21 protein-coding genes are annotated in these 19,478 nt (G+C 52.5%); 9 read left to right on the top strand and 12 right to left on the bottom strand.

The window, feature by feature from the left end; all coding sequences use genetic code 11:
• Window positions 1–64: 64 nt before the first annotated feature.
• From ACXAFI_RS19675 to pilG, 4 genes are all read right to left on the bottom strand, one after another.
• Window positions 65–2,206, bottom strand: a complete 2,142-nt coding sequence (locus ACXAFI_RS19675) for a methyl-accepting chemotaxis protein (protein WP_444920743.1) — start codon at window positions 2,204–2,206, stop codon at window positions 65–67.
• Window positions 2,207–2,368: 162 nt separating this feature from the next.
• On the bottom strand, window positions 2,369–2,908 hold the full coding sequence (locus ACXAFI_RS19670) for a chemotaxis protein CheW (RefSeq protein ID WP_152450667.1): 540 nt from the start codon (window positions 2,906–2,908) through the stop codon (window positions 2,369–2,371).
• A 16-nt stretch (window positions 2,909–2,924) separates the two neighbouring features.
• Complete coding sequence (pilH, locus tag ACXAFI_RS19665) at window positions 2,925–3,287, bottom strand: twitching motility response regulator PilH (RefSeq protein ID WP_152456023.1); 363 nt, start codon at window positions 3,285–3,287, stop codon at window positions 2,925–2,927.
• Window positions 3,288–3,529: 242 nt separating this feature from the next.
• Window positions 3,530–3,925, bottom strand: a complete 396-nt coding sequence (gene pilG, locus ACXAFI_RS19660) for a twitching motility response regulator PilG (protein ID WP_020413651.1) — start codon at window positions 3,923–3,925, stop codon at window positions 3,530–3,532.
• Window positions 3,926–4,277: 352 nt separating this feature from the next.
• Between pilG and gshB the strand changes: the two genes are divergently transcribed.
• The 9 genes from gshB (at window position 4,278) to ACXAFI_RS19615 (ending at window position 13,001) form a co-directional block, all read left to right on the top strand.
• Entirely contained in the window at window positions 4,278–5,234 is a 957-nt protein-coding gene (gene gshB, locus ACXAFI_RS19655) for a glutathione synthase (RefSeq protein WP_475110121.1), read from the top strand.
• Window positions 5,235–5,343: 109 nt separating this feature from the next.
• On the top strand, window positions 5,344–6,252 hold the full coding sequence (locus ACXAFI_RS19650) for an energy transducer TonB (protein ID WP_475110120.1): 909 nt from the start codon (window positions 5,344–5,346) through the stop codon (window positions 6,250–6,252).
• 35 nt (window positions 6,253–6,287) lie between these two features.
• Entirely contained in the window at window positions 6,288–6,872 is a 585-nt protein-coding gene (locus ACXAFI_RS19645; protein ID WP_152450661.1) for a YqgE/AlgH family protein, read from the top strand.
• Window positions 6,873–6,930: 58 nt separating this feature from the next.
• Entirely contained in the window at window positions 6,931–7,353 is a 423-nt protein-coding gene (gene ruvX / locus ACXAFI_RS19640; protein WP_444920739.1) for a Holliday junction resolvase RuvX, read from the top strand.
• Between the two features lie 89 nt (window positions 7,354–7,442).
• The gene (gene hemC, locus ACXAFI_RS19635) at window positions 7,443–8,360 is read left to right on the top strand and encodes a hydroxymethylbilane synthase (RefSeq protein WP_475110119.1); all 918 of its coding nucleotides are present in this window, start codon (window positions 7,443–7,445) and stop codon (window positions 8,358–8,360) included.
• 17 nt (window positions 8,361–8,377) lie between these two features.
• Entirely contained in the window at window positions 8,378–9,148 is a 771-nt protein-coding gene (locus ACXAFI_RS19630; RefSeq protein ID WP_475110118.1) for a uroporphyrinogen-III synthase, read from the top strand.
• Between the two features lie 113 nt (window positions 9,149–9,261).
• A complete protein-coding gene (locus tag ACXAFI_RS19625) occupies window positions 9,262–10,632 on the top strand; it encodes a uroporphyrinogen-III C-methyltransferase (RefSeq protein ID WP_475110117.1) in 1,371 nt (456 codons plus the stop codon).
• Window positions 10,629–11,879: a heme biosynthesis HemY N-terminal domain-containing protein gene (locus ACXAFI_RS19620; protein ID WP_475110116.1), complete on the top strand. Its 1,251-nt coding sequence runs from the start codon at window positions 10,629–10,631 to the stop codon at window positions 11,877–11,879. Before ACXAFI_RS19625 ends, ACXAFI_RS19620 begins: the two co-directional genes overlap by 4 nt.
• Before the next feature lie 93 nt (window positions 11,880–11,972).
• Entirely contained in the window at window positions 11,973–13,001 is a 1,029-nt protein-coding gene (locus ACXAFI_RS19615; RefSeq protein ID WP_475110115.1) for an alpha/beta fold hydrolase, read from the top strand.
• 310 nt (window positions 13,002–13,311) lie between these two features.
• Here the strand turns inward: ACXAFI_RS19615 and ACXAFI_RS19610 are convergent, their stop codons facing one another.
• The 8 genes from ACXAFI_RS19610 to trxA all read right to left on the bottom strand — a co-directional run bounded on the left by ACXAFI_RS19610 (window position 13,312) and on the right by trxA (window position 19,464).
• Window positions 13,312–13,641 carry a hypothetical protein gene (locus ACXAFI_RS19610; RefSeq protein ID WP_152450647.1) on the bottom strand — a complete coding sequence of 110 codons (330 nt, stop codon included), beginning with the start codon at window positions 13,639–13,641 and terminating at the stop codon, window positions 13,312–13,314.
• Window positions 13,642–13,932: 291 nt separating this feature from the next.
• Entirely contained in the window at window positions 13,933–14,445 is a 513-nt protein-coding gene (locus ACXAFI_RS19605; protein WP_475110114.1) for a hypothetical protein, read from the bottom strand.
• A 131-nt stretch (window positions 14,446–14,576) separates the two neighbouring features.
• Complete coding sequence (locus ACXAFI_RS19600) at window positions 14,577–14,720, bottom strand: hypothetical protein (protein WP_475110113.1); 144 nt, start codon at window positions 14,718–14,720, stop codon at window positions 14,577–14,579.
• Between the two features lie 163 nt (window positions 14,721–14,883).
• The gene (locus ACXAFI_RS19595) at window positions 14,884–15,096 is read right to left on the bottom strand and encodes a serine hydrolase (RefSeq protein ID WP_475110168.1); all 213 of its coding nucleotides are present in this window, start codon (window positions 15,094–15,096) and stop codon (window positions 14,884–14,886) included.
• A gap of 242 nt (window positions 15,097–15,338) precedes the next feature.
• Complete coding sequence (ubiD, locus tag ACXAFI_RS19590; RefSeq protein ID WP_475110112.1) at window positions 15,339–16,805, bottom strand: 4-hydroxy-3-polyprenylbenzoate decarboxylase; 1,467 nt, start codon at window positions 16,803–16,805, stop codon at window positions 15,339–15,341.
• 157 nt (window positions 16,806–16,962) lie between these two features.
• Window positions 16,963–17,232: an RNA recognition motif domain-containing protein gene (locus ACXAFI_RS19585; protein ID WP_020413665.1), complete on the bottom strand. Its 270-nt coding sequence runs from the start codon at window positions 17,230–17,232 to the stop codon at window positions 16,963–16,965.
• Window positions 17,233–17,501: 269 nt separating this feature from the next.
• Complete coding sequence (gene rho / locus ACXAFI_RS19580; RefSeq protein ID WP_444920731.1) at window positions 17,502–18,761, bottom strand: transcription termination factor Rho; 1,260 nt, start codon at window positions 18,759–18,761, stop codon at window positions 17,502–17,504.
• 373 nt (window positions 18,762–19,134) lie between these two features.
• Window positions 19,135–19,464 carry a thioredoxin TrxA gene (gene trxA / locus ACXAFI_RS19575; protein WP_152450637.1) on the bottom strand — a complete coding sequence of 110 codons (330 nt, stop codon included), beginning with the start codon at window positions 19,462–19,464 and terminating at the stop codon, window positions 19,135–19,137.
• Window positions 19,465–19,478 lie beyond the last annotated feature (14 nt).

Genomic DNA, 19,478 nt, shown 5'->3' with positions numbered 1-19,478 from the left:
GGAAGTGTTCCGTGCGCCCTCTCCACCCGGCAGCCAGCAAGGGCGCCGGGCTTTATTTTGTGGGTTAGGCCAGAGCCCGGTCTTCGCGGGACTCCAAGGAATTGCTTTCCTCACTGTCGAGCGTGAAAGTGTCCGTATCCATCTCCGGCAACTCCACGTCGTACATCTCACTATTGGTTTCCACGCTCTCCTCCTGCGGCAGTTTGAAGCCGGCAACGGATTCACGCAGCGCGCTGGCGGTTTGCGCCAGATTACCAATGGACTGGGCAGTAGCTTGGGTACCGGCAGAGGTCTGCGAAGTAATTTCCTGAATCACGTTCATGGTGTTGGAAATATGACCGGCAGAAGAGGCCTGCTGACGAGCGGCGTTGGAGATGTTTTGGATCAACGAAGCCAGGTTGCTGGATACGTTCTCAATCTCCTCCAGGGCGACACCAGCGTCCTGTGCCAAACGGGCACCGCGCACCACCTCAGTGGTGGTCTGCTCCATGGAAATTACCGCTTCGTTGGTGTCAGACTGAATCGCTTTTACCAGGCCTTCAATCTGCTTGGTCGCAGCGGCCGAGCGTTCCGCCAGTCGCTGTACCTCGTCCGCAACCACGGCGAAGCCACGGCCGGCATCACCGGCCATGCTCGCCTGAATAGCGGCGTTCAATGCGAGGATGTTGGTCTGGTCGGCAATGTCGTTAATCAAGCTCACGATATCGCCAATCTCCTGGGAGGATTCACCCAGGCGCTTGATTCGCTTGGAGGTGTCCTGAATCTGCTCGCGGATATTGTCCATGCCCTTGATGGTGTTTTGCACCACCTTGGAACCATTGCTGGCAATCTGTACCGAGCGTTCGGCAACCTGCGCGGACTCGGAGGCGTTGGCAGATACCTGGTCAATGGTGACCGCCATCTCGTTCACCGCGGCGGAGGCCCCGGCAATCTCCTGAGCCTGATGCTCTGAGGCCTCGGCCAGATGCAGGGCTGTCTGCTGGGTTTCCTGAGACAGGCCGGATACTTCCTGTGCTGCACCGTTGATTCGAGATACCAGTACACGCAGCTGGTCGATGGTGAAGTTGATAGAGTCCGCAATCGCACCAGTAAAGGCTTCGGTTACCGTTGCCGAGGTCGTCAAGTCACCGTCGGCGAGGTCGGCCAGCTCATCCAGCAGCTGCATAATCGCCTGCTGGTTGCGTTCGTTGGTGTCGGCCTCTTCCATCAGGCTGCGGCGGGTACCGGAGAAAGCCATTCCCATCATGGCAAAAATCAACAGCACAAACCCTGCGGCCAAAATAGAAATGGTCATATTGTTGGGCTGGCGCTCATCGGCCAGGTTCACAATACGGTCGTTCAGGGTGCTCAGAGCTTCAAGCAGTTGCGGCGAGGAAGCGATAATACCGTTGGTGGCCTGGCGCGAGGCAAACAGTGCGGGAGTCGCTTCGAAGATATCCCTTACAGAGGTGCTTACGAACCCAAACAATTCAGTAATTTCATCGAGTGAGCGGCGCGCTTCCTCATCGGTAATGCGGGAAATTCCCATCACCACATCACCGCTCTTCATGCCATCTACCACTTTACCGAAGAGGCTGGCATCAGTATTAAACTGATCTGCTGCGGCTTCGGCATCGTCACCACCCTGCAGCATCTTATCGATGTTTCGACCGATTCGCTCTGCCCGCCAAACTTGTAGCTGAGCCTGCTCTACCTGATTGGCCGGTGCGTTATTGGCCAGCAGAATTTCCACGATGTTGTTGTGCTCGGCCTGCAGTTCCGGAAGAGAGTCACTCAACGTGGAGGCAATATCGTTAAGGAAGACGATGGTTTCTTTGTTGCTGATAATGGTATCGACCTGCTCGCGCAGCTTGCGCCAAACAGTACCGTAAGTAGCGAGTTCAGCATCCAGGGCCTTGCGGCTGCCTTTATCCATCCCCTGCAGCTGATTCCAGGCACTAGCCATCTGTCCGGAAACTTTTTCCAGTTCGGCAAATGCTTCATCATCACCGGAAGTCGCCGCCGGTGCATAGGAAACCAGCTGGTAAGAAAGTGCACGCAGTTCTGCTACCTGCTGCAGGTACTCCTTATCGCGATCACTGCGGGTCTGCACCAAATAGATACTGACAATCAGCCCCGCCAGTACGGCGAGTACCAGCAGACCCAAACCCAGCGCGGCAGGGTTACTGCGAAACGCGGAAAAGGAACTCTGGGAGCCTGTTTTCATAGTTTACTCCTAGCGGGCCCAAGCAAGAGGCCGGTTTAATACCACTTAATATTTAACGCTTTAATGACAATGGCCCTCAGCCAGTGCGGACATCCCTGCACCGCTTGTGGGTCCCCCCTGCATCTCAAAAAATATTGAGATGTCGAAAAATCCAATCGGACTTCAGCGAACAGCAGCGTCCATAAAATGAGGGTCTTTGAGCAGAGCCCGCATGTCGAACACCAACCACCGGTCCTTTTGTAAAATAAACTGGCCATGCACCATAGGCGCAAATGGCTCAATCAAATCTGTCGGTGCTTCATGGGCATATTCAAATGCCAAATGCTGCATTCCGTGCAACCTGTCGACAATCAACCCCACGTAAGTTTTTTCCCGCTCTAACACCAGAACCCTACGCTGTTGGCGTGGGCCCGTGAGGTGGCCTCCATAAAAGGCTGCGAGATCAATCAGGGGTAACAGGCGGCCGCGCACATTGGAAACGCCTTTTACCCAAGGCTGTACGCCAGGGATAAAAGTGTGTTGCGGCACTTCGAGCAATTCCACAACATCATCCATCGAGGCGACAAAATTGTGGTCGAGTAGAGAAAAACCGATTCCGGTCCAGTAGGGTTTGATTTCTCGACGGCCGGGCAGGCCTGTGGCCTGCGCTTTGGCTCGCCGAGCGATATCAACAAGTGCTAGATAGGGTGTTTGTGACTGCACGTTGAGCAGCTGGCCTTCAGGCCAACACCTCCTCGATGGCTTTCAACAATTTGCCCTCATCGACGGGCTTGGTGAGATAAGCTTTGGCGCCCTGGCGCATCCCCCACACCCGGTCAGTGTCCTGATCTTTGGTGGTCACCATAATGATTGGTATCCCGGCGGTGTTGCCATCCTTGCTCAACTGGCGAGTGGCTTGGAAACCATTCAGCCCGGGCATCACAATATCCATCAAGATCAGATCTGGGCGTTGAGTACGCGCAACATCCACACCGTTTTCGCCGTTGGGCGCGGTAATTACGGCGTGGCCATTTTTTTCGAGTATTGTGGTCAGCTTGTGTGTTTCGGTAGGAGAGTCATCTACTATTAGTACTCTTGCCATCATTTCCCCCATGACTTCTTCTAATTGGCAACTGCGCTACAAGTGACAGTGCTTGGCGATTTGTTGTATTTATCTTTGATGGCATGTGCCAAGTCTGCACTTACTGCCAATGCACTGCCAGACTACAGAACCTCCCTTCCCAGGCAGATGGGATGAGAGGTGCGTCTGTTAAATCATTTTCCCCGCCAAAAAGCGAAGATAGTGGTTCCAAATAAGAACCTTATTTTTTTGTTAGTGATCACTCAGGCTGCGTGATGTGGTTTTGCATGGGCGGAAATTGCACCCAGCAGTTCGCTTTTACTAAACGGTTTAGTTAGGTATTGATCACAGCCAACAACACGGCCTTTTGCTTTATCGAACAAACCATCCTTGCTCGACAACATAACTACCGGGGTGGAGCGGAATTCGCTGTTGTTCTTAATCAGCGCACAGGTCTGGTAACCATCCAGGCGCGGCATCATGATATCGACAAAAATAACATCGGGACGGGAGTCCGCGATTTTCGCCAGCGCATCAAAACCATCTGTCGCAGTGACGACTGTGCAACCCGCCTTTTGTAGCAGAGTCTCGGCGGTGCGGCGAATTGTCTTACTGTCGTCAATCACCATTACAGTCAGACTTTCCCAGTTAAGCTCCATAGTCTTTTTTGAATCCCCTGTTTACTTATTTTCGGGCACGCGAAAATTTTTATCTGCACCCTTTTTTGAGCCGCTTGCGGGGCCTGGGTGTCTCACTTTGCCAAGATCGCACACTGGGTGGAACTTTTATCACAGAACCCCAGGTGAATCTAGCCGCGCGGAAGCGCCGCCGACTTTGTGGTTCAAATAATCACCACTTTACCCCCAAACCCAGCCGACACAACTAATAAAGTTGCACCTCAACGAAGCTGCTCTTACCTTATCCACCCAACAAGTTGGCAGTGGCAACTATTCAAGCAGCCACAACCACCGCGGCGCGGGATTAAATATCCCTTCAACTACGGAAGCTCAGATGAATTATTCCCTCGGTGTGGTGATGGACCCCATCGCCCAGATCAATTTTAAGAAAGATACGACACTAGCACTGTTACAGGCCGCACAAGACAGCGGTTTCCAGCTGTTTTATTTTGAGCAAAGCGACCTGTATTTGGACAATGGCCGTGCCATTGGCAGGGGCAGACCTCTTAAGGTTTTTGACGATGCCGAGCGCTGGTTCAGCCTTGAGGAAGCCACAGAGATGCCTTTGGGTGAACTCGATACAATTTTGATGCGTGTCGACCCACCTTTCGACAATGAGTACATTTATTCCACTTACATCCTTGAGGCAGCCGAGCGTGAAGGCGCCCTGGTGGTTAACAAACCGCAGTCCCTGCGCGACTGTAATGAGAAAATTTTCGCGACCACTTTTCCACAATGCTGCCCGCCTGTGTTGGTGAGTAAGGATATGCAACGCCTGCGTGAATTCCACAAAACCCACCGCGACGTCATTTTCAAACCTTTAGACGGCATGGGCGGCGCTGGTATTTTTCACTGCAAGCCCGATGGCGCCAATTTAGGGGCCATTCTGGAAATGCTCACTCAACACGGTCGCCAACAGATTATGGCGCAGCGTTACATTCCCGAAATCAAAGATGGTGACAAGCGCATTTTGGTAGTCGATGGAGTAGCCGTACCCTATTGCCTGGCCAGAATTCCCGAGGCGGGAGAAACACGCGGCAACTTGGCCGCCGGTGGTCGCGGCGAGGCACGGCCACTGACGGATCGCGATCGATGGATCGTGGAGCAGGTCGCCCCCACATTAAAAGAAAAAGGGCTCTTGTTCGTAGGCCTGGATGTCATCGGTGATTACCTTACGGAAATCAATGTCACCAGCCCAACGTGTGTGCGCGAGATCGATGCGGCCTACGACACCTATATCGGTGCGCGACTAATGAGCGCCATCACACACCGCTTGGCACAAAAGCGTTAAACTTCGCCCTTAACTCGAACGACTCCCGGGGCTGTTTGCCAGTGAACGGGCCGGGTGGGAAGCCGAGCGTAACGCTCGGCAATAAAAAAGCAGTAACTGATAATAGACAATGAATTCCACCGCCAATACGACGCCAAGTAATGCGGAGCAGCGCGAGCGTTTTGCCTTCTCGCTGTTTCTCGCTGGCGCCATTCACGCGCTTCTGATTTTTGGCGTGGCCTTTGCTACACCAGAAGGACGACAGGCAGCACCAACCCTGGAAGTCACCCTGTCCCAATATAATTCCCCACAAGCGCCGGAGGATGCCGACTACCTGGCTCAACACAACCAACAGGCCAGCGGCACGGCGGACACTCCAAAGGAATTATCCAGCAACCGCCGCGCCGAATTTGCCGATACGCAAATTCACGATGTTAATCCGCTGCCGCAGCAACAAGCTGCGCGACCCGTTGACCAACGCCGTCAGTTGATTACTACCATCGGCGACAGTCCTCTGCAGGCTCCAGAACTGCCCGCCGAAGAAAAGCTTTCCGATGAGAAACGCGGCGATGCGCCCAATGACTTGGCCAAGACTAACCCTAAAATTGCCAGCCTACAGGCACGCCTGGACAAGATCCGCCAGACCATCGCCCAGCGCCCTCGGGTGCGCAGGCTTACCTCTGTCGCAACCAAGGCCTCAGCGGATGCCGCCTATCTGCACGATTGGCGCCAGAAAGTTGAGGCCGTGGGCAGTGACAACTTCCCCGAGGAAGCACTGCAACAAAAAATCACCGGTAGCCTGCGTATGATGGTGCGTCTACTGCCCACAGGCGCCGTGGAGGAAGTAATCATCCTGAATTCTTCCGGTGAGCGTATCCTCGATGATGCCGCCCAACAGATTGTACGCCTGGCAGCGCCCTTCGCACCTTTCCCTGCGGAGATTCGCAAAGAGGCCGACCGTCTCGAAATCATTCGTACCTGGCGTTTTGAAATGACCGGGTTCTCCACTACCGCAGGTGAGTTGCCCGAGCGCGGCTAAACTTGCCTTGCACGCAAGCGACCTAGAATCCAGCTATGCCCAACTCGAACATTGACAACGACCTGACCCTCGGCAGCTTGCGCGGCCAATTCCTACTGGCCATGCCCGGTATGGAGGACCCGCGCTTCAAGCACAGCATCGCCCTGATTGTTGAGCACAGCCAGGAAGGGGCTATGGGCATTGTGATCAACGCCCCCAGTAAGGTGCACTGGAGAGAAGTTTTCGAGCAGCTGTCGCTGCAGGATTCCAGCCAGCGGGGTGGTGAAGCAGTGCTGTTAGGCGGCCCAATCTCCCCGGAACAGGGCTTTGTTCTGCATGGTGCCGGCGTGCAGTTCGACTCAACCACCGAGATCAATATGGAGATCAGCCTCACCGCTTCCAGGGATATTCTCGAATCCCTCGCCTCCGGACACGGCCCCGACGATGTATTGCTGGCCCTGGGTTACTCCGGCTGGGGGCCGGGGCAGCTGGAGCAGGAGTTGGCGGAAAACGCCTGGCTGACACTGCCGGCGGAGCCCGAAATTCTTTTTGCTACCCCTGTGGAAAAACGCTGGCAGAGCGCCGCAGCACGCCACGGCATCGACCTTTCCGGGCTTGGCTCTCAGGCCGGACACGCTTAGCCCATCCCGGTTATCATCCGTTCCGAGATTGATTTCCCAGAACCGGATGTTTCCCCTGATGAGCAAACCCATTACCGCCCTCGCCTTCGATTTTGGCACTCGTTCCATCGGCCTCGCCTATGGTCAGAGTCTGACCGCCAGCGCCAAAGAGCTACCGCCGCTGCCAGCAAAGGACGGTAAGCCGGACTGGAACAAGGTGCAGCAGCTGATCGATGAATGGCGGCCGCATTATTTACTCGTGGGCCTACCGCTGAATATGGACGGCAGTGAAAGCGAATTCGGCGCGCGTGCCCGCAAATTCGGTCAGCGCCTGCACGGACGCACCGGGTTGCCAGTGGAAATGATCGATGAACGCCTCAGCACCCGCGCAGCAAAGGAAGAGGCTGCGGAGCGCGGCCACCGGGGTAACTATGCCGATAACCCTGTGGATTCCATCGCCGCGCGCATCATCCTCGAGGACTGGCTGCGCGCGCGCCCCTGATACCCGCTCCCGATGCCAGTGCAATCAGAGCCACAGCTGGCAGGGCTCTGATAGAATTGTCCGCCCATACAACCGAGTGACCGAACCCTATGCCCATTTCCCGTATCCGTATCGCCACCCGCGAAAGCGCCCTGGCCCTCTGGCAGGCCAATTTCGTCAAGGACCGCCTTCAGCAGGAGCACCCCGAATTACAGGTGGAACTGCTGCCAATGACTAGCCGGGGCGACCGGGTGCTGGATATTCCCCTGACCAAGGTGGGCGGCAAAGGGCTCTTTGTGAAAGAGTTGGAAGTGGCCATGCTGGAAGGACGTGCGGATATCGCCGTGCATTCCATGAAAGATGTGCCGATGGAATTTCCCGAGGGCCTCTACCTGCCGGTAATTTGTGAGCGCGAAGATCCGCGCGATGCCTTCGTTAGCAACCAGTTTGCCAGTTTTGAAGAGCTGCCCCAGGGCGCGGTGGTAGGCACCTCGAGTCTGCGCCGCCAGTGCCAGCTTCTAGCCCACCGCCCAGATCTTGAAGTCAAGTTCCTGCGCGGAAACGTTAACACCCGCCTTGCCAAACTGGATGCGAGAGAATACGACGCCATTATTCTTGCCGCCGCCGGCCTGTTGCGTCTGGAAATGCGAGAGCGCATCCGCAGCTTTTTACCTTCCACAGTATTGCTACCCGCCGGAGGCCAGGGTGCTGTCGGCATTGAAGCCCGCAAGGACAGCGAGCTGGAAGCCCTTTTACAACCCCTGCACTGCCGTGAAACCGCCGCACGTCTCAGTGCCGAACGGGCGCTGGTCAAGCGTCTTAACGGCGGTTGCCAGGTTCCTATCGGCTGCTATGCCGAGCTGGAAGGCGACAATCTGTGGTTGCGCGGCCTGGTCGGCAGCCCCGATGGTACCACCATGATCCGCGCCGAAATCCGCGGTGCGACAGAGGATGGCGAAGCACTGGGAATTCAACTCGCGGAACAGTTGCTGGAACAGGGTGCCGAAAAAATCCTCGCCGCGATTTGAGCCTAGGACAGATCAATATGGCCAAAAGCCTGCACAACAAGCGAATATTGACTACTCGCCCTGCACACCAAGCCGACACCTGGGACGCGCTGTTGTGTGCCGAGGGCGCGACGGTTGACAGTATTCCCATGTTGGCGATCGACCCCCTCACAGAGGGGGCTGCTCAGCAGGCCATTAAAAAACGCATTCTCGATTTCGACCAGGTGGATTTTGCCATTTTCGTCTCCCAGAATGCGGTGCGCTACGCCGTCGACTGGCTGGAAGATTACTGGCCTCAGTTACCCCAGGGGCCGCGCTATTTCGCCATTGGCGCGGCTACAGCGAAGGCTCTGTTGGCGCGTGGTATTTCCTGCGAACACGGTGGCGAGCATATGAATTCTGAAGACCTGCTCGCCCAGCCCGCCCTTCAAGAGATTTCCGAGCGACGGGTGCTGATTTTTCGCGGCGCAGGCGGGCGCACTCTGATTGGTGACACACTGCGCGCTCGCGGTGCGCGTGTGGATTACTGTGAGCTCTACCGCAGGTGTCTACCCACAAACGCCCCGGCAGATTTGGCCCAGTATGCTTTTGCCCCGGACGCCATCACTGTGCACAGCGGAGAGACTCTTGCGAACCTGCACACCTGCATTGAGCGCTCAGATTGCGCGCGGCTACTGCGGGCCGCCCTTATCTGCCCCAGTGCGCGAGTGGCGGAACAGGCCCGGGCACTGGGCTTTACTCATGCCTACACTGCCCTGAATGCCGGAGACAGCGCTATGCTAAAAGCATTAGTCAAGGCGCTAGACTGAATTACTCTCGAATTCCCGGCCCGGTTGGGTTAAAAATCTCAAAACGAAGCCACCGGCGCTATTATGGTCGGCGCCACTCGCTATAATCCGACGACAATAACCAGCTGCACTCCATGCCCATGACCAACGAAAAACCCAAGGATAACTCCGCCTCCCCGGCGAACGAACTCACCTCCGATACACTGGCCAAGGGGGAGAGCAAGAGTAATTTTGCCAAGGCAGCACAGGGCAAAAACGATAAGACTTCTATGGAGGCTATGCCTAAAAAAAGCGGCGGCCACTGGTGGTGGCTGGTCTTTATCCTTTTGCTCATCGCCCTGATCGCTTTTGCCTGGTACAGCTGGCCCCAACTGCGTAATCGCATCACTCAGCTGGACTTCTTCCCCACCAAACAGACTGTCTCCACCGAGAGAACTGAGCCTCAAAGCGAAGCCACAACATCAGACATTTCAGCAAGGCCAGATACCACTAGCCAAGCCGCAAAGGAAGCTACCCCAGCTACTTCAACGGCCCCACAACCGGCAGCCGAGTCCCGCCCTCCTGTAGAACCCCAGCAAGCAGAAGTCCCAGAACCCTCTCCACAAAGCCAACAATTGGATCAACTTCAGCAGGCAGATATTGCTCTACGCAATCAAATTCAGTTGCAAACCCGCACTATTGCACAGCTGCAGCAACAGCTAGCGGGCATGCAGCGCAGTCTCACCGCACAGGGCAACCGCCTCAGCGAGCTGGGAAACGTGAGCCGTGAGGATTGGCAGCTGGCCGAGGCCGACTATTTGTTGCGTATGGCCAATCAGCGCCTGATGCTGGAAGACAATAGCCGCGCCGCCCTGGGCCTAGTCGAAAAGGTCGATACTATTTTGCGCCAGGTAAACCTTCCCGACCTGTACGGAGTGCGCCAGCAACTGGCACGGGATATTACCGCTCTAAAACTGGTGGAAAATGTCGACCGGGAGGGGCTCTACTTGCGCCTGCGCGCCCTGGAAGAACAGTTGATTCACGCCTCAATCCAACCAAAATTTGATATGGCCCAGCCTCAGAAGGGGGAAACAAAAGCAGAGCCCACTCAGGAAAACCAATCCCCGTGGGAGCGCAGTTGGCAGCATTTTACCGTCTTCCTGCGCGACTCTGTTCGCCCCATCGACGGCGATATCAACCCGGTAATGCTCTCCCCACAAAGCGAAACCCGCTTTCGCCAAACTTTGCGTCTCAACATGGAGCAGGCACAGCTGGCCCTGTTGCGCGGCGACTCTACCGTTTACAAAGACGCTTTGGAAAGCGCCCGCGAGTTGCTCCTAACCTATGGCACTGCCAATGCCCAGCGCAACGCACTGGCACAACAGTTGGAAGAACTCAGTGAACAGCCCATTCAAGCCCAAATGCCAGACCTAAATGCCTCACAGGTCGCCCTTTACAATTACATCGAGCGACTTCACAAAACCTCCGGGCATGATGCCGGTACGGCGGAGGAGATCACCCAGTGAGGAAAGTGCTTTTTGCTGCGGTTGCCCTGCTACTTCTCGGCGCTCTGCTGCCGCAGATCAACCAAAATTATCCGGGGTACCTGGTGATCGGCTTCGGCGGCGAGTTGAACAAAGGGTATGAGATGAACCTTTGGTTCGCGATAGTCGCACTCGTCGCCCTGTTACTCGCCATATTTGTTCTCACCTGGATAGCCCGCAGCCTGTTTCGCGCTGTGCGTGGCAGTGTCGACCGCCTGCGCTTCGGCCGCCAAAGAGTCGCACGCCGACGCCTCACCAGTGGTCTAGTGGAATTTATGGAGGGCAACTGGTCTCGAGCGCGTCGGCAACTCCTGAAAAGCGCACCGCGCTCAGAAGCGCCGCTGATTAATTACCTCGCCGCCGCACGCAGTGCTCACGAACTGGGGTTTCGTGAGGAGGCTAACGAGTTACTGGCAAAAGCTGAGGCCTGTGGGGAAGACACCCGCCTGGCAGTGGCCTTGAGCCAGGCCCGCATGCAGCTGCAGGACAAGCACTACGAACAGTGTATCGCCAGTCTCAAGCGGGCTAAACAGTTGGAGCCCAAACATCCGGCTCTACTGCAGATGCTCAAACAGGCCTACTACTTTCTAGGGGACTGGAGCAGCTTGAGAGAACTGCTACCTGAGTTGGAAAAAAGTGCCAATATGCCCGAGGAAGACCTGCAAAAACTGGAGCGGGAGGTCTACGAACATCAGCTCAACGAAGCCGCAAATCGCAACGATAGAGAGAAACTACACAGTATCTGGCACGGCCTGAATGGCCGCTGGCAGCGCAATGTAGAGCTTCGTAGCCTTTACGCTCGCCTGTTGCATCAAAGTGGCGATGACATCGAAGCAGAAAAGCACCTGCGTTGGTTGCTTAACCGCGAGTGGGCTCCCAAGCTGGCCAGCCTGTATGGCCGCCTCACAGGAGCAGATGCCGCTACACAGCTCTCCGCCGCAGAGGGCTGGCTAAAGGAATACGGTGAGAGCGCCGACCTACTCACCTGTCTCGGGCGCCTGAGCATGCGCAATGAGCTGTGGGGCAAGGCGCAACAGTATTTCGAGAAAAGCCTGTTACTGCGCCAGGATCCCGCAACTTCCGCAGAATTGGCGCGACTGTTCCAGGCTCTCGGTGAAAAAGACAAGGCCGCGCGCCTCTTTGAGGAGGGACTATTACAAGCAGTTCCAGACCTACCTCCTGTACCCATGCCCAGCCAGGACAAACCCCTGCTAGGAGTGCATGCCTAATTGGTTTTCTTGTGGCCCAGAAAGCCTGGGCCCTTTCCCCTTAACACTCTTTGGCCCATAGTGAGCTTCCGCATCCGTTTTGAAGCTTGCTGCATGACAACGCCACAACAGTGCCTCTCAGCTATCACCATCATCTTTTCGATTCTCTTATCGAAATTTACGCTAGCCGCTGTTCCTCCTATTCAGCCACAGGATAAGTTGCTGAGCGGCTACGAGTATCCTTATCCAGTTAAGACTTTGGGGCTTTCCAAATTAGGGCAACCTGCCACTATGGCTTATATGGATGTCCCCTCAGGCACATCGGCACCTGCCAGGGGTACAGTGTTACTTCTACACGGCAAGAATTTTTCCGCCGCCTACTGGAAAGACAGCATCGTCGCACTCACGGAGCAGGGTTACCGGGTGATTGCACCGGACCAGATCGGCTTCGGCAAATCGGATAAACCATTAATGCAGTACAACCTGCACGGTATGGCCGCAGATACCAAAGCACTACTCAACAAACTGAAAGTGGATCGAGTATCTGTGGTTGGCCATTCCATGGGGGGCATGCTGGCGACACGCTTCTCTCTTATGTACCCAGAGATGGTAGAGAAGCTCGTTTTGATTAACCCTATCGGTCTGGAGGATTGGAAACGCCTCGTGCCCTATGAGCCACTGGAAAAGGCGATACTCCGGGAGCAGGCACAGACGCCGAAAGGGATTAAGAACTACATGTCTAGGGCCTATTTTGATGGGAAATGGCAGGAATCCTACAACCCACTACTGGATATCCAGGCGGGATGGACTCTGGGTCCAGACTCTAACCATATAGCCAAGATTGATGCCCTCACCTCAGAAATGGTATTTACTCAACCGGTTTTGTATGAGTTTGAAGACCTCAAAGCACCCACTCTCCTGATTATCGGTACTCGGGATCGCACCGCGATTGGCCGCGCCCGCGCCGCTGAACCTATCAAAAAAAATCTGGGGCGTTACGATCTGTTGGGTAAAAAAACAGCCGCCATGATTCCCGATGCGAAGCTCATAGAGCTCGATAGTGTCGGGCACCTGCCTCAGTTCGAAGCTTTCAATGATTATTTCAAGGCCCTAAGCCAATTCCTGAATGAAGAAGACCTGTAAAGCTCCAATTCATTCAACCCTTGAAAGCCAGCTATTAATCCGGCTTCATCCATACAAGTACAAAAGCAGGGTAAGAATATTTTAACAAACTACAGCTAAACCCTTTGTACAAAGAGTTTTCTTTAGACTTGCACGAGTAATTCCCAACTCGCACGCTTAGGCTTGAAGCTGAAATACAGGAGGGCAAACTTAAGGAAAGGCCTCTACAGTCGAGACAAATGACACGGATCAGGTACAGGAAGAGCTCTCGAACAAAACTCACTAAGCAGTACCTGATCCAGATAAATCAGAAACACGGCGACCGGGAAGATTAGATATTTGCAAACATACCGGCAAAAAGTAACATGGCTAAAAAAGTGATAACCCCCTGCAGAATGGCAATAATAATCCCTTTCAAAAACCCTGTTCCCAGTACCAACATGTAAGCGATTGCTGCCAATGGAATAGTCAAAAGAATCCCAGCACTATCACTGACACCGGGCAGCATCCCACCCACAATCCGCTGTACAATCAACGCCAGTAAAAGTGCAAACAGACAGTGAAAAACCCCAGTATTTCTTGCCCCCATCATGGCAGCAGCCATCTTTAATGGCAGAACCAAAACCGCTACCATAATGATTACAAAAAGAATCAACTCCATTTTTCACCCCTCCCTCATATTGTAGTTATTTGGCCTAATCCCCGAGGCCAACACGATGCAAAATGTATATCGGCCGTTTAGAACCAAACAAAAATGTCACCTAATGTTAATTTTTATGACTTTTTGCATAATTAACCGGCAACATAGCATCGAAGTATAGATGACATCACATCATACTACTTAAGCTACATCTCGTTGAGTTAGCCACAAAAAAAAGCTGACAGGAAAATCATTGCCAGCTTTAATCCAGAGTAGGGTAGATTGATATACAGAAAATATAGATTTGACAGTTTATTTGCGTACTAGGCGTATGCTTGAGGGCTTCATCTTTCCATTTTCCATATAGCTCTCTGTGCGAAGGATCTTATCATCCTCTAACCATTCGAAAGCCAAGCTATGCTGATGGTCCTCTTCTAAGCCCTCAAGGTTAGTAGCATCCTTAAAAGAAAACTCAATCTGCCCACTCTCATCACTTGAGATAAGCTGCAAGCGAGGCTGGTTTCCCTGAGGACAATAGTGGGTTGCCAATAAGTAGCCTTTATCCATATGGTAAATAGTCAGTGAATGAGATTCCCCTTTATACAACCAATTCTCCACTATAACGGTATCTCTAGCCGTCTGAGAAAAGTTAATATGGAAATTCCCGGCAGTGTCTCCTGCTTTTTTCCAATCTCCTTGGAGTGATTTTATTCGCTCGAATACTTCCCCACTCGTCAGATTGAGTTCCCCTGCATTCACTGCCAACGAAAAACAGCATAAGGTAATTGAAAAACAATTAATAAAAGCTTTTTTTACTCTAATCATAATAGGTACTCCGTTTCCTAAAAAATAGATATTGATATTCTCCAGAACCCTTGAAATCATCTCAAAAAATCATCTGTATATTTTTAGAGGTACCCTCTCTCCCCTGGATTATTCTCTACATCTCATAATTATTATATTTTCATTAAGCGTTTGGCAATACGCCTCATCGCACCGGCAGATTTATTATCCACGCCACGATTCATCAGGATAATAAAGCCATCCCTACGATTTGGCTCAAAATACAAAGCGATAAAAACCCCCAGATCTGACCCCATATTCCCAACAATCCCATTGCGATCTCTCCAAAAAAACGCTGGGAATCAGAAACCGACTTGCGTAACTGTAAACGAAACATTTCCTGATACATTGCGTCAGACAAGAACTTCGCTACAAACCTGCCACGGTTATGAAAGAGTGCCAGTAGGAAATCACTGGGGTCTACAATACTATCGATGCAATATTAAAAGGGGTTTCTAGAATAACTGTCTTACCAGATTCTACGTCCGCCATTCCATAGACTTGCTGAAAAACAAGCCTACCGTCTTTTATTCTTGAGACGGCCATACTAGGAATGGCCGTCTCTCTCATAATTGCGGGTATGAATTCTTCTATATTGACAATTTCGGCGCTTTTCTCCTGCTGGCTTGGCAATATAGTCCAAATCCAAAAACGCCAACAATGATGAGGCCGACGGTAAAAAATACTCTCATTTAACTCTCCCTCAAAATCAATCAAAGACTGTAATAAAGCCGATACCTGAATTCGACGTCATCAGCCTTATCAATTGATGCGGGAAAAGGGGAAGAAATGATTAACTACAGGAAACCATAAACCAGAGCGCCTCTTGGCGCGCTCTATGGGAGAAAGAATAAAATAAAGTTCTGGGACAGTAATTATTCCAGACCCAGCTTGGACCAGATTTCATCGACCTTTTGGACCACCCGAGGGTCTTTCTCAATAGGATTGCCCCACTCTCTATTGGTTTCTCCCTGCCATTTATTGGTGGCATCAAAACCAATTTTCGAACCCAATCCAGAGACCGGCGAGGCAAAATCCAGATAATCAATCGGGGTATTTTCCACCATTACCGTATCACGCACAGGGTCCATACGGGTGGTCATGGCCCAGATAACATCTTTCCAGTCCCTTGCATTGACGTCATCATCGGTGACGATAACAAATTTGGTATACATAAATTGACGCAGGAAAGACCAGACTCCCATCATCACCCGCTTGGCATGGCCGGGATACTGCTTCTTCATGGTCACAACAGCGAGCCGGTAAGAGCAGCCTTCGGGCGGCAGATAGAAATCGACAATTTCTGGAAATTGCTTTTGTAAAATGGGCACAAATACTTCATTAAGCGCCTCCCCCAGGATTGCCGGTTCATCCGGCGGACGTCCAGTGTAAGTGCTGTGATAAATAGGTTTTTTGCGATGGGTAATTTTCTCTACGGTAAATACCGGGAAACTATCTACCTCATTGTAATAACCGGTGTGATCTCCATAGGGACCTTCATCGGCCATGTCATCGGGATAGATAAAACCTTCCAACACATATTCAGCACTGGCTGGAACCTGTAGATCACTGAGCAGGGCCCCTGTCACTTCGGTTTTATCGCCTCGTAACAGACCGGCAAAGGCATATTCAGAGAGGGTATCCGGGACTGGGGTAACGGCTCCCAATATAGTTGCCGGATCTGCACCGAGTGCAACAGCCACTGGGTAGGGCTCCCCAGGGTGCTTCTGGCACCAATCGCGGTAGTCCAGAGCTCCGCCCCGATGGCTGAGCCAACGCATGATGAGGCGGTTTTTGGCGATCAACTGCATGCGATAAATACCCAAATTCTGCCGCTTTTTCTCAGGGCCACGGGTAATCACTAGAGGCCAGGTCACTAGGGGAGCAGCATCTCCCGGCCAGCAGGTTTGGATGGGCAGTTTGGTGAGGTCTACCTGAGCTTTTTCCAGGACGACCTGTTGACAGGCTGCTCCCTTGACCACCTTGGGCCCCATATTGAGCACCTGCTTGAAAACCGGTAGTTTTTCCCAGGCATCGCGTAAATTTTCTGGCGGCTGTGGCTCCTTGAGAAAAGCGAGCAGCTCGCCTACCTCGCGCAATTCATCAATATGCTCACGCCCCATCCCCAGCGCTACTCGCTCGGTAGTACCAAACAGATTGGCCAGTACCGGGGTGTCGAAGCCTATGGGATTTTCAAATAGCAATGCCGGCCCCCCCGAGCGCAATACGCGATCAGAGATTTCCGTCATTTCCAATTTGGGATCTACGGGGAATTTAATCCGCTTGAGTTGGCCGCGCTTTTCCAATAACTGGATAAAATCACGCAGGTCTTTGTATTTCATGGTCTGCCGGTCGAGAAGAAAAATCCAACGCGCAGTGTAAAACAGAAATTACAAAATAGGGAATGGCCCCCTGTAGAAGGGTGCTAAAAATAAGAGGGGAAGAAACGGCCCGCAAACTATTAGCAGCGGGCCGAAAAAATCTTAAGCTAGCCCTAGCTTAGAAGCGGGGGCGACGCGGACGATCTTCGCGAGGCTTAGCTTCGTTCACGCGGATGTTACGGCCAGACAGAGGCTGGTCGTTCATCTCTTCGATCGCTTTGCGCGCTTCGTCGTCGTTAGGCATTTCTACGAAACCGAAGCCCTTAGAGCGGCCAGTCTCACGGTCAGTAATTACAGTAGCCCGAGAGATTTCTCCGAATGCGCCGAAAGCTTCGTGCAGGTCGTCAGAGGTTACCGCGTAGGCCAGATTTCCGATATAGATATTCACAAAAGGTTCTCACTAGATGTGTGGGCTGTCGTGCAGTCACAAATGAATAACCAGCTCCACCAGATTATCCATTTGAGATTGACCCTTTTAAGGAGTTACCCCTGGGTCAATTCTTTCGGGCGCTTACTATAAATCTCATACCCAGCGCCACGATGTGGAACTTTATATGCCTTATAGCTCGCCTTTTCAACTTTAATTCGCGCAAATAATCAATTTGTACGAATCTGAATATAAAAGGCGCCGATGTAGGCGCCTTTTATATAAAAAAATTATTTCCGCTTCATGGACAGGAAGAATTCGTCATTTGTCTTGAAATCTTTCAACTTGTCCACTAGGAACTCGGTTGCCGCAACATCTTCCATATCGTGTAGCAGCTTGCGCAAGATCCATACCCGCTGCAGCTCACCCTCAGGCATCAGCAGCTCTTCACGGCGGGTTCCTGAGCGTCGCACGTTAATTGCCGGGTAAACACGTTTTTCAGCGATCTTACGATCCAGCTGCAACTCCATATTACCCGTGCCTTTAAATTCCTCGAAAATCACTTCGTCCATCTTCGAACCGGTATCGATCAGTGCAGTAGCAATAATAGACAGACTTCCGCCTTCTTCAATATTTCGTGCGGCACCGAAGAAACGCTTGGGCCTTTCAAGAGCGTGGGCATCCACACCACCGGTCAAAACCTTACCGGAACTGGGTACCGTGGTGTTGTAAGCACGAGCCAGACGGGTGATAGAGTCGAGCAGGATCACCACGTCTTTCTTGTGCTCTACTAGGCGCTTGGCTTTTTCGATAACCATTTCGGCAACCTGAACATGGCGTGCCGGCGGCTCGTCAAATGTGGAGGCAACCACTTCGCCGCGCACCGAGCGCTGCATTTCTGTAACCTCTTCCGGGCGTTCATCGATCAGCAAGACAATTAGGTGGCATTCCGGATTGTTGCGCGTAATAGCCTGGGCCATATTCTGCAACATAATCGTTTTACCGGCTTTTGGCGGCGCCACAATCAATCCCCGTTGCCCCTTACCGATTGGTGCAACCAAATCGATAATACGGCCGATCAGGTCTTCGGAAGAGCCATTGCCACATTCCAGAGTTAAGCGATCGTTGGGAAAAAGCGGGGTGAGGTTTTCGAAAAGAATCTTATTTCGGGCATTTTCCGGTTTATCGAAATTAATTTCGTTAACCTTTAATAGAGCGAAATATCTCTCACCCTCTTTTGGCGGGCGAATTTTTCCGGAAATTGAGTCACCCGTGCGCAAATTAAATCGACGAATCTGACTGGGAGAAACATAGATATCGTCCGGACCCGCGAGATAGGAGGAATCAGCGGAACGCAAAAATCCAAAACCATCCTGAAGGATTTCCAATACGCCGTCACCGTAAATATCTTCACCGCTTTTGGCGTGGCGTTTGAGAATATTGAAAATAATATCCTGTTTACGCGACCGGGCCAGGTTTTCCAGGCCCATGCCTTTGGCTATTTCAATCAACTCTTCAATGGGTTTGGTTTTTAATTCGGAGAGATTCATACCAATTGCTTATTAAGGTTTCTGTTGTCATTGGCGCGGACACGCCGGAAATAATTTGAGGAGGGGTTTTGAAAATCAGAGATTTGCTCGTCTATTTGCCCGGTACTCCAGGACTCCATGCCGTTCAAAAGCGTAATACTCATTGGCTTTAGCTTTCCAGCGTTAAACGCTACAGGGAAAGCCGTCTCAATTAAGCTCAATTCGAGGAATAAATACGCCGGGAATGGTCAGGGACCTATGGGGGGGCGTTTTCTTCAGCTGGTCTTCACTGGATTCTCAGCTGACTGAACTATTACAGAATTACAGCCAGTATAACGGCTGTTTCTCATCCTGCAAAGAAATTTGCCTCCTTTGCAGGATGAATTAACCGGGATTACAGCTGGCTGTCGATAAACTCGGTTAACTGAGCGCGAGACAGGGCGCCAACCTTGGTGCCTTCCACATTGCCGCCTTTAAACAGCAACAGAGTAGGAATGCCGCGCACATTGTACTTTGCCGGGGTTTCCTTGTTGGCATCCACGTCAACTTTGACGATTTTCAGCTTTTCGCCATAGTGACCCGCGAGGTCTTCCAGGACCGGAGCGATCATTTTGCACGGGCCGCACCATTGCGCCCAAAAGTCCACCAGCACTGGGCCTTCAGCTTTGAGGACCTCAGCTTCGAACTCAGCGTCGGTTACGTTGATGATTGCGTGCTCGCTCATATTGCTTTCCTGTT

Source organism: Microbulbifer sp. ABH2_005 (assembly GCF_056160005.1).
The sequence above is the reverse complement of the archived record's forward strand: the minus strand, read 5'-3'. Positions and strand labels throughout refer to the sequence as shown.